General features: G+C 62.3%; 14 protein-coding genes. 3 read left to right on the top strand and 11 right to left on the bottom strand.

Annotated elements, in window-relative coordinates; genetic code table 11:
• The first annotated feature begins 81 nt into the window (after positions 1-81).
• The gene (locus LK440_RS08045) at positions 82-2163 is read left to right on the top strand and encodes a putative bifunctional diguanylate cyclase/phosphodiesterase (protein WP_005013691.1); all 2082 of its coding nucleotides are present in this window, start codon (positions 82-84) and stop codon (positions 2161-2163) included.
• A gap of 38 nt (positions 2164-2201) precedes the next feature.
• Here the strand turns inward: LK440_RS08045 and LK440_RS08040 are convergent, their stop codons facing one another.
• From LK440_RS08040 to LK440_RS08020, 5 genes are all read right to left on the bottom strand, one after another.
• A complete protein-coding gene (locus tag LK440_RS08040) occupies positions 2202-2906 on the bottom strand; it encodes a fumarylacetoacetate hydrolase family protein (RefSeq protein ID WP_005019382.1) in 705 nt (234 codons plus the stop codon).
• Between the two features lie 92 nt (positions 2907-2998).
• On the bottom strand, positions 2999-3883 hold the full coding sequence (locus LK440_RS08035) for a helix-turn-helix transcriptional regulator (RefSeq protein ID WP_005013692.1): 885 nt from the start codon (positions 3881-3883) through the stop codon (positions 2999-3001).
• Between the two features lie 75 nt (positions 3884-3958).
• Positions 3959-4360, bottom strand: a complete 402-nt coding sequence (locus LK440_RS08030) for a ribosomal maturation YjgA family protein (RefSeq protein WP_005013693.1) — start codon at positions 4358-4360, stop codon at positions 3959-3961.
• A 90-nt stretch (positions 4361-4450) separates the two neighbouring features.
• A complete protein-coding gene (gene ykgO, locus LK440_RS08025) occupies positions 4451-4597 on the bottom strand; it encodes a type B 50S ribosomal protein L36 (protein WP_005013694.1) in 147 nt (48 codons plus the stop codon).
• Between the two features lie 261 nt (positions 4598-4858).
• The gene (locus LK440_RS08020) at positions 4859-5794 is read right to left on the bottom strand and encodes a LysR family transcriptional regulator (protein ID WP_005013695.1); all 936 of its coding nucleotides are present in this window, start codon (positions 5792-5794) and stop codon (positions 4859-4861) included.
• Positions 5795-5875: 81 nt separating this feature from the next.
• On the opposite strand from LK440_RS08020, the gene LK440_RS08015 reads away from it, so the two are divergent.
• Positions 5876-6529, top strand: a complete 654-nt coding sequence (locus tag LK440_RS08015; RefSeq protein ID WP_005013696.1) for an SDR family NAD(P)-dependent oxidoreductase — start codon at positions 5876-5878, stop codon at positions 6527-6529.
• A 616-nt stretch (positions 6530-7145) separates the two neighbouring features.
• Here LK440_RS08015 and LK440_RS08010 read toward each other — a convergent pair.
• The 4 genes from LK440_RS08010 to LK440_RS07995 form a co-directional block, all read right to left on the bottom strand.
• Positions 7146-7613: an ABC transporter ATP-binding protein gene (locus LK440_RS08010; RefSeq protein ID WP_157933265.1), complete on the bottom strand. Its 468-nt coding sequence runs from the start codon at positions 7611-7613 to the stop codon at positions 7146-7148.
• Positions 7614-7646: 33 nt separating this feature from the next.
• Positions 7647-8441, bottom strand: coding sequence for an ABC transporter permease (locus tag LK440_RS08005; RefSeq protein WP_005013698.1), 795 nt, complete (start codon positions 8439-8441; stop codon positions 7647-7649).
• A gap of 16 nt (positions 8442-8457) precedes the next feature.
• The gene (locus tag LK440_RS08000; RefSeq protein ID WP_005013699.1) at positions 8458-9438 is read right to left on the bottom strand and encodes an aliphatic sulfonate ABC transporter substrate-binding protein; all 981 of its coding nucleotides are present in this window, start codon (positions 9436-9438) and stop codon (positions 8458-8460) included.
• Between the two features lie 172 nt (positions 9439-9610).
• Complete coding sequence (locus tag LK440_RS07995) at positions 9611-9823, bottom strand: hypothetical protein (RefSeq protein ID WP_005013700.1); 213 nt, start codon at positions 9821-9823, stop codon at positions 9611-9613.
• 118 nt (positions 9824-9941) lie between these two features.
• Between LK440_RS07995 and LK440_RS07990 the strand changes: the two genes are divergently transcribed.
• Positions 9942-10115 carry a hypothetical protein gene (locus LK440_RS07990; protein ID WP_153566129.1) on the top strand — a complete coding sequence of 58 codons (174 nt, stop codon included), beginning with the start codon at positions 9942-9944 and terminating at the stop codon, positions 10113-10115.
• 121 nt (positions 10116-10236) lie between these two features.
• Here the strand turns inward: LK440_RS07990 and lpdA are convergent, their stop codons facing one another.
• Both lpdA and aceF read right to left on the bottom strand, forming a co-directional pair.
• Positions 10237-12012 carry a dihydrolipoyl dehydrogenase gene (gene lpdA, locus LK440_RS07985; protein ID WP_005013701.1) on the bottom strand — a complete coding sequence of 592 codons (1776 nt, stop codon included), beginning with the start codon at positions 12010-12012 and terminating at the stop codon, positions 10237-10239.
• Positions 12013-12027: 15 nt separating this feature from the next.
• Positions 12028-13692: a dihydrolipoyllysine-residue acetyltransferase gene (aceF, locus tag LK440_RS07980; RefSeq protein WP_005013702.1), complete on the bottom strand. Its 1665-nt coding sequence runs from the start codon at positions 13690-13692 to the stop codon at positions 12028-12030.
• Between the last annotated feature and the right edge of the window lie 5 nt (positions 13693-13697).

Genomic DNA, 13697 nt, shown 5'->3' with positions numbered 1-13697 from the left:
CGTCATCGTCGTTCTTCTTGATTTCATTGCGGCCGCGCTCTAATCTGGGCGCTCTCTGATTCCTGATCGGCGCGTCGACCCATGGCCCAGGCTGCTTATAGCCCCGCACTCATTCTGCTGTCCATTGCGCTGGCCGTGCTGGCTTCCTATACCGCACTGTCGATCGCGGCGCGCATCGTCGTCGAACGGGAAGGCGTCAGTTCCGCGTGGCTGTGGGTCGGCGCCTGCATTACGGGTTTCGGGCTCTGGGGCATGCATTTCGTGGGCATGCTGGCGTTTGGTCTGCCATTGCCGTGGGGCTACGGACGCTTGGCCACGCTTATCGCCTTGCTCATTGCCATCGCCTTCGCAGCGCTCGCGCTGTGGTTGATGACGCAGCCCGGGCTGGCGCGTTGGGAGCGAGCGTTGGGCGCCGTCATCGTTGGCACCGGCATCGCCGGCATGCACTACACCGGAATGGAAGCGGTGCGGATTTCATCGAGCTTCTCATGGCCGCTGGTGCTGCTGTGTTTTGCGGCAGCAGTTTTCGCCGCTGGGCTGGGCATCTGGCGAGGCACGCGCCAACGCGCGCGGCCCGAACGGGCATCGCTACGTGTCTGGGAGGCGGTGGCCATGGGTCTGGGGTTGTCGGCCATGTACTATAGCGGCATGGCTTCGGCGGTGCAGGGCACCGATGCGGGGACGCCTTCGCTGGCGGTCAGCGCCGAAGGCCTGGCGGCGACCATCCTGGGCCTGTCCGTCGTTTTGTCGTTGGCGGCGATCAAACTATCGGCCAGCTACGCGAAGACCACCGCCAAAAGCGCGCAATTGGCAAGCTCGTTACAGGAAGCCCGACACCGCCTGTCTTACTTGAATTCTCACGATAGCGTGACCGGCGCGGTCAATCGCCGGATGTTCGACAAACGGCTTGCTGCAGCCATCGCCGCCAGCCGCGCCGAAGGAGGATTGCTCGCGCTGCTGGTCATTGACGTCGATAGCTTTCGTGCCGTCAACGAGGCCTACGGGTATCCGGTGGGCGACGAAGTCCTCATGCAGACGGCTCAGCGTCTGTCTCAGGCGGCTGGGCCGCACGACAGCTTTGCCCGCTTGGGCGGCGATGAGTTCGTCGCCGTTGCGGTCTTGCCGCACACAAGCTACGCCGGCCATGTGGCTGACAACTATCTCGCGGCATTGCGGCAACCTTTCACCGTGGCCGGACAGGACATCAGGATATCGGCCAGTGTCGGCATCGCGGTCTATCCCCATGACGGCGTGGATCCGCATGCGTTGATGGCCAAGGCCGAAGCCGCCAAGTCCTACGCCAAGAACCTCGGGCGTGATCGCCATGCTTTTTTCGAACCCTCGATGAATGCCGGCAGCGACAGGCATTTGCGCGTATTCGAACAACTGCGCCTGGCTGTCGAGCGAGGCGAGTTGCGGTTGTTCTATCAACCCAAGGTCAAGGCGCAGACTGCAGAGCGGGTAGGGGTCGAAGCGCTGCTGCGCTGGCACAACGGCGAGCTGGGTGATGTGTCGCCTGCGGAGTTTGTCCCGTTGGCCGAGCAGACCGGCCTGATCCTGTCCTTGCAGACGTGGGTGCTGGACGAGGCCTGCCGGCAATTGGCCGCTTGGGATCGACTCGGCGCCGACATCCCGACGGTCGCCATCAATATCGCCGCGCTGCAGTTCCAGCAGAACGACTTCGTCGACAGCATCGCCGCGGCCCTCAAGCGTCATGGCTTGCCCGCCAAGCGTCTGGTGCTCGAGATCACCGAGACCACGGCCATGAAGCAGGCCGCGCAAAGCGTGAAAATCATGCGCCGGCTCTACGCCATGGGCGTGGGGCTGTCGATCGATGACTTTGGCACGGGGTACTCCAGCCTGTCTTATCTCAAGCGGTTTCCGGCACGAGAGTTGAAGATAGACCGCGAGTTCGTCATGGAACTGACGCAGGACAGCGAGGATGTGTCCATCGTGGCCGCCATCGTGGCCGCCATCGTGGCCCTGGCGCATGCGCTCAGACTGTCGGTGGTGGCCGAAGGTGTCGAGACCGAAGCGCAACGCCGCTTACTGATTGATCTGGGTTGCGACGTCTTGCAGGGTTATCTGACCGGACGGCCCGCGGCGGCCTGGACCTTCGATCCCGAGGCAGCGGCGATGTTGGCGCCTCAGCCGGCGGGATAGCGCCTGGCAGGCTCTCGGGCCTGCCAGGCACGGGTCTATCAGGCCGCGACCTTCGGGCCAATCGTGAGTTCGAATTCGCCGATGCCATCGGCACCGCCCCGAGCCACATCTCCGGGCTGCAGCGCGGCAACGCCAGCGGGCGTACCGGTGAAAATCAAGTCTCCGGGCTTGAGGGCCACGGACCGCGAAATGGCGGCGATGACCTCGGGCACCGACCAGATCAGTTCGGCCAGATCGCCTTGCTGGCGTACGCTGCCGTTGACGTCCAACCAGATACGCCCTTTCTGCGGGTGACCGATTTCAGACGCGGGGCGCAAGGGCGTGATCGGGCTGGAGGCATCGAAGGCCTTGCTCCAGTCCCAGGGACGGCCCATTTTCTTGGCCTGCGCCTGCAGATCGCGCCGGGTCAGATCCAGACCGACCGCGTAACCCCAGACATGCGCGAGCGCCTGGTCTACCTCGATATCTTTGCCACCCTTGCCGATCGCCACGACCATCTCGATTTCGTGGTGCAGGTCTTCGGTCAGCGGGGGGTAGGGCAGGGTCCCCTGGGCTGGCACGACGGCGTCAGCCGGCTTGGTAAAGAAGAAAGGAGGTTCGCGGTCGGGATCATGACCCATTTCGCGGGCATGTTCGGCGTAGTTGCGGCCCACGCAGAATACCCGGCGGATCGGAAACCGCTGGCTGCTGCCGGCCACGGCGGCCGAGGCTTGTTCAGGGGCGGCAATCACATAGTTGGACATGAGGTTTCTCTCTACTGACAGGAAGCCTCAGTCTAGTTTCCCGGCGCGCTCCGAACTTGGACAAAGCTGCCGATGACTTGGACACCGTGTGCTTATTGCTGCCGGAACTGGCGCGGCGACATTCCTACGGATTGCCGAAAACGGCGCGAGAAATAGGCTTCATCGGCAAAACCGCAGGCGTGGGCGACTTCGGTGATTCGCTTGTCGGACGTCAGCAACAAGGCTTTTGCGCGTGTCATGCGGCGTTCGAGCACCCATTCGGTAAAACTGCGGTCCAGGGTTTTGCGCAGCAGGTGCGCCAGGTGGCTGGGCGACAGAAACGCCGCGGCAGCAGCGCTATTGAGCGACAAATCCGCCTGATCCAGCCGGGCCTCGATGTGCGCGCTCACGCGTGCCAGTGCCTGGCGCCGTCCTTGCCGAGGCAAGCCCGCCTGCAAGGCCGACGCATGACGCATGCAGGTCTGCCCGATCAATTGCAGCAAGCCGCCACGCAACACGGCAGCCGAGCCAAAGCCGCGCTCGCGGTCCACGTGCAGCATGCGCGCCAGCAACGACTCCAACTCGGGCAGTTCCTCGGCAGACACCGAAAAATCCAGGCTCTCCTGAAATCGGAACGGGGCCAACTCCGGCGCCTGCGACAATGGCACATCCTCCAGATCCAACGGATCACACTGCAGGCCGGGCAGCAAGAACTCCTGCGACACATTGATGACCATGAACCTGCCATCGGGCGGGTGGGGAATGCGATGCAGTCGGTGCGGCAGGATAAAGGCCATCATGCCCTTGACGAAGGGCCGAGTCGTTCCTCCAATCTGTTGCACGGTATCGCCGCCCAGATTGATCTGGATCTGGAAGTAGTCGTGGCGGTGCATATCTTCGAGCGCTGGCCGGGCATCCTGCGTACGGATATAGAAATCCAGGCGATCGCTGCGCTCGCGCATGCCATAGGTGCGGACGGACTTGGAGCGGGATGTCATGCGAGGGATTCTCGTCGGTGGCCAGCGGCCGGCAATCGCTAAAACGTGTTGGGTGCTATCGGGGGAGGGGGGGGGTCAAGCGGCAGGCGACTCACTACGGCGTAGCGGGAGTTGGCGTGGCAACTCGATCACGACGACCGCGATCCAGCCCAGCGCGTAAGCCAGGATGTCCCACCAGTCTGCCGTACTGCCCAACACGATGCGCAAGACAGGGTTGGGCAGGCTCCAGCCGAGATAGGTGGCCGCATACTGAGCCATCTCGATGAAAACGCCCATGCCAAACGCCAAGCCGGCAAGCGTCAGGACATGGGCACCCAAAAAAGTCTTGAACAGGTAGTAAATCCAGATGACGGCCAGGGTGTCGCCCAGAAAGCTACGGGCCCATCCCCAATGGGCTCCAACCGTGGCAAGCGTTGCCATGGCCAAAAGCAGTGCCACGGCAACACACAGAGAGCGAAGATGAAAGCGGAGCGTCATGCGCGTGATCGTAACCCGCCGCGCGCCTCAGGTGCAGGGTGGCCGGCGTGTCGTGCTGGGCGGGGTCACGCCGCTGACGTTCCTGACCGATTAGCTGTTGCGGTTGCGCGCGCCGCCTTGACGAGCCTTGAAGCGGGGGTTGGACTTGCAGATGACGTAGACGCGGCCGCGACGGCGCACCACTTGGCAATCCCGATGACGGGTTTTGGCATCCTTGAGAGAGGCGAGGACTTTCATGGGCTTCCTTCAGCAATGAGGTTCAACAGGTCGGTCGCACCGTGACACCCAATCCACAAAAACGAATATTATAACATACTAATAATAGCCTGTTTGGCCATCCGACAGTCCCCGGGCAGGACACTTCAGGCGGCGCGGCGCACGGCAGCATCGTTGGCGGCATGAATAGCAAGACCCAGACCTATCTGCCTGAATAAAAAGACAGGCGAGCCAGCGTTTCCCGCGTCAGCGCCGGTGCCGTGGGGCAGGGGCGGGAGGGTTTCAACGAGAGGGCGGCCAGTGCCAAACGTTGTGCAAATTCTCGACCACCATGTCGATAAAGACGCGCGACTTGGCTGCAACAATGTGACCGGACGGATGAACGATGCTGACGGGACCATCATTGCTCGCGCCCCAACCAGGCAATAGTTCAACCAATTGACCGCTGCGCAGATGGTCAACGATGAGCCAATCCGGCGCCAGAACAATACCTAAACCCTCTACGGCCGAATCGACCACCACTTCCGCGCTGTCCGCAATGAGAGGGCCCACCGGCTCAAACGTAAATCGACTGTCGGCCCGCGCCAGACTCCAGCGCGGCCAACTTGAAAAGCCCGTGAATCCGAGACAGGCGTGCGAGGCCAGTTCCGTAGGGGTCTGCGGGTGGCCATGCTCTTGCAGATACCCCGGAGAGGCGGCGAGCATGGTTCGATACGTTCCGATCCGCCGCGTGACCAGCGAGCTGTCGGCCATGCGTCCCACACGCACGGCGAGGTCGAAACCCTCGGATACGAGATCGACGTACCGGTCCGTGTAGCGGGCATCCAGTTTCACCGCCGGATAGGCCCGCATAAATCGGGAGAACAAGGGAGCGATCCATCGTCGCCCGAAAGACAGCGGCATCGAGATACGCAGCACGCCACGAGGGGTGCATGCGACGTCGCTGGCCTCCAGGTTGGCCGCGTCGAGCTCGTCCAGGATGGTGCGTACGCGACGCAGGTATTGTGTTCCTGCCTCGGTGAGAATGATGGCTCGGGTCGTGCGGGTGACCAGGCGGGCGCCCAAACGCCGTTCCAGCGCACTGATACGGCGGGACAACACCGAGCTATCCCGATCCAACATCCTTGCTGCCGCAGCAAAGCTGCCTTGCGTGGCCACCGCCACGAACGCCTTGAGCTCATCCAGTCCGGCTTCGTTATTGCCGTGCAGTTTTTGCATGAGTGTTATGTGTTGGAGACTATTTATTGCAAGCATAGTGGCTAATTAAGATGAGGCCACCTTTTAATGGAGTGGTCAATCTTGAAAACCTATCTGGGATTGGGAACAGGTCCGGGCGTGGGCTATGAAACGGCAGCGGAATTCGCCAGGCAGGGCTTCGACGTCGTGCTCGTTGCGCGCCGGGCCGATACCGTGAATCCGCTGGCGCAACGGATCAATGCTGCGGGCTACCGCGCTCAGGCGCGCACCGTCGACGTCACAGATATCGACTCGGTGGCGTCACTGATACGGGACATCGAGCAGGAGAGGGGGGGTATAGACGTACTTCACTACAACGTAGCCAGCCTTCGCCAGGCCTCTATCGAACAGCTTCGCCGCGAGGATATTTCCAGCGATTTGTTGGCCAACGTGGGCGGGGCCGTCGCCGCGGTCCAAGCTGCGGCAGGCCAAATGCTGGCGCGGCGCCAGGGCGCCGTTCTGATTACTGGCGGTGGTCTGGGCCTGTATCCGCACCCGGACTACCTGACGCTGAGCATTGGCAAAGCGGCCATCCGCGCACTGGCGCTGGCGTTGTTTGAGCCGTTCAAGGCCCAGGGCGTGCATGTGGCGACGGTAACGATCGCCAAATTCATTGACGCCAACAGCCCGGACACCAAAGCCGTCGCCAGTTTGTTCTGGCAGATGTACCAGCAACCCCAAGAAGCCTGGACAGCCGAAACGGTATATGGGACGTAAGATTCTTGAGGTCTGAGTCGCCAGCGCGTCATTGGGCGGGGCCCTGGGGTAGATGCCCATCATGGGCAAGACCCCGGCGCAACCGCCTTTTGGAAGCTGGGGCAATTGCCCGCGTTGTTCGCAGACAGGCCGTCTAGCTTATTCGCCGATAAATCCTGTACTTTACATAATATACATTATGCGTATTTTGAATCAGCAAGCGCCACGTCCACTGGCAAGCCGCCGGAGGCGTTTGAAGAAAGCCGATTTTGCCAATGAAATGGTGTTCCGTTTGACGTCATAGAACACCTCTTGCAGTGGTTCCTGGTGCTGCAGCGGCTAGGATCCGGGTTGTTCGCCGGGTCTGCGCAAGGTCACGATCACGGCAATCCAAGATCGCACGCGAGCCGGCGTGCCTCATATGCGCGCCGCAATGAGTCGCGCAAGCGCTATGGGCCGGAGTCTTTCCGCGTCTGTTCCGGGGCTGGACCGCGCCTTGTTCGCAAGAAAGGCAAACGTCCATGATCGGACGTTGCGCTGCCCTCCTCTTTTTTCTGTCGCCCCGACGTGACCGCCACGCGCAATGGCAAACGCGCCAGGCTCGCCAGACGTGGCCTAGCCCAGGCGCGGTTGGCATTTAGTCCGCAAGCTCCATGCTGCGGGTCACTTCTTCCTGCACTCGCTGCCAGATAGCTCGTTTGAGTTGGACGAATTGCTCCGACAGTTGCACGTCGGCGCTGCGCGGATGCGGCAGATCGTTGTCGATGTCCTGTACGATACGGCCCGGTTTTGACCCCATTACCGCCATGCGGGTCGATAGCGTCAGGGCTTCATCGATCGAATGCGTGATGAAGACGATGGTCTTGCCGCTTTCCTCGTAGATCTTGAGCAACTGGTCCTGCAAGACCTGCCGGGTCATGGCGTCGAGCGCGGCGAAGGGTTCGTCGAAGAGCATGACGTCCGGATTGTTGGCTAGGACACGGGCGATCGACACGCACTGCTTCATCCCGCCGGATAACGCGTGCGGGTATTTGTCCGCGGCATGCTTCAGGCCGACCATGTCGATGTATTTGCGGGCGATCGGTGCGCGTTCGGCTTTTGGCATGCCGCGCATTTTCAGGCCGAATTCGACGTTTTCCTATACCGTGCGCCAAGGAAAAAGTGCGTACTGCTGAAAGAGTATCCAGCGCTCAAGTAGGCGCAAGCAGAGGTCCGTCACCAGGACCGTGAAACTGATCAGAACCATGCCGAGCACGACGGTGTCGGTCTGGAAGAACTCTTTGCCGTTCATGATCATGAAGCCAAGGCCTTCCTTGGATGCCACCAGCTCCGCGGAGATGACGCAGGTCCAGGACAGTCCCAGGATGATCTTCATTCCGGAGATGATTTGAGGTAGGCAACCCGGAAAAAGTACTTCCCGCATAATCTGCCAGCGATTCGCACCCAGGTTGCGGGCGGCGCGCACCAGCAGCGGATCGATGCTGCGCGTGGCTTCCATCACGTAAAGCAACGCCGGGACGAAGGACCCCATGAAGACTATGCTGTACTTCTGCGTTTCGGTGATACCGAACCACAGCAGCGACAGCGGAATCCAGCTCATGGAAGGCAGCGGCCGCAAGAAGGAAATGATGGGGTCGAACACCGAGCGCGCCACGCGCGATGTGCCCAGCAGGATTCCCAGTGGGATGGCGACGACGATGGCGGCGATGAAGCCCACCATCACACGGCGCGCCGAAGCCAACACGTTGTAGAACAAGGCGCCTTGGTCGGACATCGACATGGCCCGGGCCAGGACTTGAGACGGCGCGGGCAGGAAAATGGGATCCACGGCGCCGCCTCGGCACAGCGCCTCCCACACCAGAAGAAAACCAATCAGAGACAGAACGCTGACCAGAATCAGCGAACGGCCTCCTTTGTTAGATTGCGTGGACATGCTTTGACTTCCGTAATCACAGGTACTTGGTCTGGACCCAGTCTTTGACCGTGGGTGCCTTGTCGATCTGCTTGAGCGAAACCAGCATGCCCGCCAGTTGCTGCATACCATTGACGAAATTGCCTGGGTCGACCATGAGGGCGTGCTGCTCTTTCTCGGTGTACCAGGTGGTCTGTGTGATGACGGCTTCCTGTTCTTGCTGGCTCAGGCCGGTGAGTTCGAGCAATACCTTGGCGGCCTCGGCGGGCGATTCGGTCATCATGGTGTTGGCCTGGAATACGGCAGTCAGGAATTTGTGCACGGCCTCCGGGTTCTCTTTGCCGATGCTGGCTCGTGTAAGAAGCACATCCGGACCTGGGGTGATGCCGTACTGCTTATACAGGGAGAACGCCGTGTCATCGAGCAACACCCGGGTGCCGGGGATGGCTTTGATGCGGTCGAACGCCGGGGTCCAGGCCACCACGGCCGCCTCGATTTGCTTGCCTTGGAAAGCAGCCAGCAGATTGGTCGCCGGCAGATTGATGATGGTGACATCTTTGTCGGGATTCAACCCCGCTTGCTGCAGCACGTCCAGCAGGAGCACGTGGGCGCTGGAGGCATAGGTCACGCCGATTTTCTTGCCCTTCAGGCCTGCCACATCGTTGACGTCCTCACGCACCAGTACGCCTTCAGCCCGGCCGAAATTGTTCGGCGTGGCAATTACCTGGAACTGGCGAGCGCCAGCGGCCATCAGCGCCAACGACGAAACCACGCCCGTGCCTGCCAGGTCGATATTGCCAGCCATGACGGCACCCATGCGATCCGACGAGGTCGCGAAGCTCTGCCAGACAATGTCCAGACCTTGCTTGTCGAACAGCCCGGTCTTGAGGGCGATATAGGCAGAATAGTGCCCCAGCCATCCTGATCCCCCGTAGGTCAGGCGTGTCTTGGCCGCTCGGGCAATCATAGGAAAGCCCATGGTGCTGGCGGCGGCAAGCGCGGTTGCGCGTTTCAACATGTCCCGACGATTCAATGCTGTATTCCCCTTGGTTTGAGCGCCTCGATGGCGCGAATGATGAAGCTGAACTGTCTCTCGGCCCGGGGGTCAGCAGCGGGTTTATAAGCTGCGGCGATATAAAACATCGACTTCCCCTATCCTGCTTGCGGGCTAACCCTAGGGAGGCCGCCACCTAGCGGCGCAGGCTGCGCCACAAGGTGGCGCTGGGCAAGCGCAGTGCCGGGACGATTTCTTTGTCGTAGAGTGACTCCACCGCCACCAGAATCGCCTCACGTGCCTCATACGGGAGCCGGCCGGCCTCACTGGCGCGTGCAGCCAGATAGAAGCTGCGGCTATTGGGGATTTCGGCGCTGGTGGTCGGCAGCGTCAGAGGCAGGATCTTCAAGGTAGGCAGGAAGTGACGGCTCTGCCATAAGCACAAGGGTGTGCTGACAGCAAAGCCCAGGCCCGCGCTGACCAGGCTCAGCAGAGGGTCCGTATTGTCGAACTAAAAGGTGCGCTCGATGAAGATGCTGCGTGACTCGAGCAGGCGGTCGATCTCCGCGCCCATGAAGGACCGTGCGCTGTACCGTATGAATTGCGAGCGCCGGGCCAGCTCCGTCAGGCTGGTGCAATTCGTGCAGGCTCATCAGAAAGAAGGTCTTTTACCCCTGGGCTCTATGTCGGTGCCGTACTAAATCTGGGGGCAGCTCATTTTTGGCCTCACGTCAGACCCCGAAACCGCATGCCGACCGCGTATGCCTGCTTGGCAGACGCCAAAGCCGCCCGAAGGCGGCTTTGGCGTGCGCGGCGGCGGACTTACTTCTTGCGCTGCGGCGGCAGGTCGGTGCAGACGCCTTCGGCGACCTCGGCGGCCATGCCGACCGATTCGCCCAGGGTCGGGTGGGGGTGGATGGTCTTGGCGATGTCCACCACGTCGGCGCCCATTTCGACGGCCAGCGCGATTTCGCTGATGAGATCGCCCGCATGGGTGCCCACGATGCCGCCGCCCAGAATGCGGTGCGTCTCGGCATCGAACAGCAGCTTGGTGAAGCCTTCGTCGCGGCCATTGGCGATGGCGCGGCCCGAGGCGGCCCAAGGGAACACACCCTTCTCGACCTTGATGCCCTGCTTCTTGGCGTCATCCTCGGTCAGGCCCACCCAGGCCACTTCCGGATCGGTGTACGCCACCGAAGGAATGACGCGGGCGTCGAAGAAGGACTTCTGGCCGGCGCAGATTTCGGCCGCCACATGCCCCTCGTGCACGGCCTTGTGCGCAAGCATGGGCTGGCCCACGATGTCGCCGATGGCGAAGATGTGCGGCACATTGGTGCGCATCTGGCGATCCACCTCGATGAAGCCCCGGTCGGTCACGGCAATACCCGCCTTATCGGCGGCGATCTTCTTGCCATTGGGGCTGCGGCCCACGGCCTGCAATACCAGGTCGTAACGCTGCGGTTCCTTGGGTGCGCCTTCGCCCTCGAAGCTGACGTAGATGCCGTCCGCGCGCGCCTCGGCGCCCACCGTCTTGGTCTTGAGCATGATGTTGTCAAAACGGCCGGTATTCATCTTCTGCCACACTTTGACCAGGTCGCGGTCCGCGCCCTGCATCAGGCCATCGAGCATCTCCACCACGTCCAGGCGCGCTCCCAGCGTCGAGTACACCGTGCCCATCTCAAGGCCGATGATGCCGCCACCGATGATGAGCATCTTCTTGGGGATCTCACGCAACGCCAGCGCGCCGGTCGAGTCCACGATGCGGTCATCTTGCGGCAGGAACGGCAGCTTCACCGACTGGCTGCCGGCGGCGATGATGGCGTTCTTGAAGCGTATGGTCTGGCTTTTGCCATCGGAGGCTTTGACCGTCAGATGATGGAAGTCGGCGAACTCGCCCACCCCGGTGACCACGCTGACCTTGCGTGCTTTGGCCATGCCGGCCAGACCACCCGTGAGCTTGGCCACCACGCTGTCTTTGTAGCCGCGCAGCTTGTCCAGATCGATCTTGGGCTCGCCGAAGCTGATGCCGTGCGCGGCCAGGGCCCGCGCCTCGTCGATGACGGCGCTATTGTGCAACAGGGCCTTGGACGGAATGCAACCGACGTTCAGGCACACGCCCCCCAGGGTGGCGTAGCGCTCGACCAGCACGGTCGACAGGCCCAGATCGGCGGCGCGAAATGCCGCCGAATACCCGCCGGGGCCCGCGCCCAGCACGAGGACGTCGCACTCCAGATCGGCCGAGCCGCTGTAAGCGGCGGCCGCCTTGGCGGGCTTGGCGTTGGCAGGCGCGGCGGCAGCCTTGGGTGCTTCGGCCTTGGCGGCCTCAGGCTGGGCAGCGTCGGCCTTGCCCGCCTCCGCACCAGCCTCGATCTCCAGAATGACCGCGCCCTCGGCGACCTTGTCGCCCACCTTGACCTTGACCGACTTGACCACGCCGCCTTCGGATGCCGGGATCTCCATCGAGGCCTTGTCGGATTCGACGGTAATCAGGCTTTGCTCAGCTTTAATGGTGTCGCCCACGGCAACCAGCACCTCGATGACTTCGACTTCCTTGAAGTCACCGATGTCCGGGATCTTGATTGGCTTGAGATTGCTCATCTTGTCTCCGGGCGCTTACAGCGCGATACGACGGAAATCAGCCAGCAACTGGCCGAGGTAAGCGTTAAAGCGGGCCGCAGCCGCACCGTCGATGACGCGGTGGTCATACGACAGCGACAGCGGCAGCGTCAGGCGCGGCACGAACTGCTTGCCGTCCCACACCGGTTTCTGGAAGGAGCGCGACAGCCCCAGAATGGCCACTTCGGGCGCGTTGATGATGGGCGTGAAGTGCGTGCCACCAATGCCACCCAACGACGAAATCGAGAAGCAACCGCCTTGCATGTCGGCCGGCGACACCTTGCCGTCGCGCGCCTTCTTGGCCAGCTCGGAGGTCTCGCGCGCCAATTCGATAATGCCCTTCTTGTCCGCATCGCGCACCACCGGCACCACCAGCCCGTTGGGCGTATCCGCCGCGAAGCCGATGTGGAAATACTGCTTGTAGACCAGGTTGTCGCCGTCGAGCGAGGCGTTGAACTCGGGGAATTTCTTCAGGGCGGCGACCACGGCCTTGATGACAAAGGCCAGCATGGTGACCTTCACGCCCGATTTCTCGTTCTCTTTGTTCAACTGCACGCGCAGGGCTTCGAGGTCGGTGATGTCCGCTTCGTCATTGTTGGTGACGTGCGGGATCATGACCCAGTTGCGATGCAGGTTGGCGCCGGAAATCTTCTTGATCCGCGACAGCGGCTTGGCGTCGACCGGGCCGAACTTGGTGAAGTCCACCTTCGGCCAGGGCAGCAGGCCCAGCGCTACGCCATCGCCTTGGGCCGCGGGCGCTGGGGCGGCCAGCGCGGTTTTGACGAAGCCGCGCACATCGTCGAGCACGATCCTGCCCTTGGGGCCGCTGCCGGTGACGCGCGAGAGGTTCACGCCCAATTCGCGGGCAAATTTGCGCACCGACGGCGAGGCATGAGGCAACTGGCCGGGCTTGAGAGCGGCGTCTTCCAGGTCCTGCGTGGGCGAGGGACGCTGCGCTGGCGCGGCCGCCTTGGCGGGAGCTGCGGCGCTTTCGGCCTTGGCCGCCGGCGCCTCGGCCTTGGGCGCGGCGGCTTCAGCCTTGGCCGCCGGCGCAGCAGCGCCTTCAGCCACCAGAATCACATCACCCTTGTTGATACGGTCGCCCACCTTGATCTTGATGGACTTGACCACGCCACCGGCCGTGGCGGGGATCTCCATCGATGCCTTGTCGGACTCGACGGTAATGAGGCTTTGCTCGGGCTTGATGGTGTCGCCCACGGCCACCAACACTTCGATGACTTCCACATCCTTGAAGTCACCGATATCCGGCACGGCGACATCCACCGGGCCGCTGGCCGCAGCGGGCGCCTCGGCCTGGACCGCGGTGGCCTTGGCCGGGGCATCTGCCTTGGCGGGCTGCGCCGGGGCCTGCTCGGACGGGGCCGGCTCGGCCTTGGGAGCTTCGGACTTGGCAGCCTCTGCCTCGGCCTCGACTTCCAGAATCACGCCGCCCTCGGCGACCTTGTCGCCGACCTTGACCTTGATCGACTTGACCACACCGCCTTGCGAGGCGGGGATTTCCATCGAGGCCTTATCGGACTCCACCGTGATCAGGCTTTGTTCGGCCTTGATCGTATCGCCCGGGGCCACCAGCACTTCGATGACTTCCACTTCCTTGAAGTCGCCGATGTCGGGAACCTTGATTTCCACGATATTGCTCATGTTTG

The organism is Bordetella holmesii (assembly GCF_020735985.1).
In the GTDB taxonomy this organism is placed as follows: Bacteria; Pseudomonadota; Gammaproteobacteria; order Burkholderiales; family Burkholderiaceae_B; genus Bordetella; species Bordetella holmesii.
This window is presented reverse-complemented; position numbering and strand designations above follow the sequence as displayed.

Excerpts from the sequence above, each read along its gene's own strand:
- LK440_RS08045 (WP_005013691.1), top strand. The coding sequence starts at position 82 with ATGGCCCAGGCTGCTTATAGCCCCGCACTCATTCTGCTGTCCATTGCG.
- LK440_RS08040 (WP_005019382.1), bottom strand. The coding sequence starts at position 2,906 with ATGTCCAACTATGTGATTGCCGCCCCTGAACAAGCCTCGGCCGCCGTG.
- LK440_RS08035 (WP_005013692.1), bottom strand. The coding sequence starts at position 3,883 with ATGACATCCCGCTCCAAGTCCGTCCGCACCTATGGCATGCGCGAGCGC.
- LK440_RS08030 (WP_005013693.1), bottom strand. The coding sequence starts at position 4,360 with ATGACGCTCCGCTTTCATCTTCGCTCTCTGTGTGTTGCCGTGGCACTG.
- ykgO (WP_005013694.1), bottom strand. The coding sequence starts at position 4,597 with ATGAAAGTCCTCGCCTCTCTCAAGGATGCCAAAACCCGTCATCGGGAT.
- LK440_RS08020 (WP_005013695.1), bottom strand. The coding sequence starts at position 5,794 with ATGCAAAAACTGCACGGCAATAACGAAGCCGGACTGGATGAGCTCAAG.
- LK440_RS08010 (WP_157933265.1), bottom strand. The coding sequence starts at position 7,613 with ATGCCAAAAGCCGAACGCGCACCGATCGCCCGCAAATACATCGACATG.
- LK440_RS08005 (WP_005013698.1), bottom strand. The coding sequence starts at position 8,441 with ATGTCCACGCAATCTAACAAAGGAGGCCGTTCGCTGATTCTGGTCAGC.
- LK440_RS08000 (WP_005013699.1), bottom strand. The coding sequence starts at position 9,438 with ATGTTGAAACGCGCAACCGCGCTTGCCGCCGCCAGCACCATGGGCTTT.
- LK440_RS07990 (WP_153566129.1), top strand. The coding sequence starts at position 9,942 with ATGAAGATGCTGCGTGACTCGAGCAGGCGGTCGATCTCCGCGCCCATG.
- lpdA (WP_005013701.1), bottom strand. The coding sequence starts at position 12,012 with ATGAGCAATCTCAAGCCAATCAAGATCCCGGACATCGGTGACTTCAAG.
- aceF (WP_005013702.1), bottom strand. The coding sequence starts at position 13,692 with ATGAGCAATATCGTGGAAATCAAGGTTCCCGACATCGGCGACTTCAAG.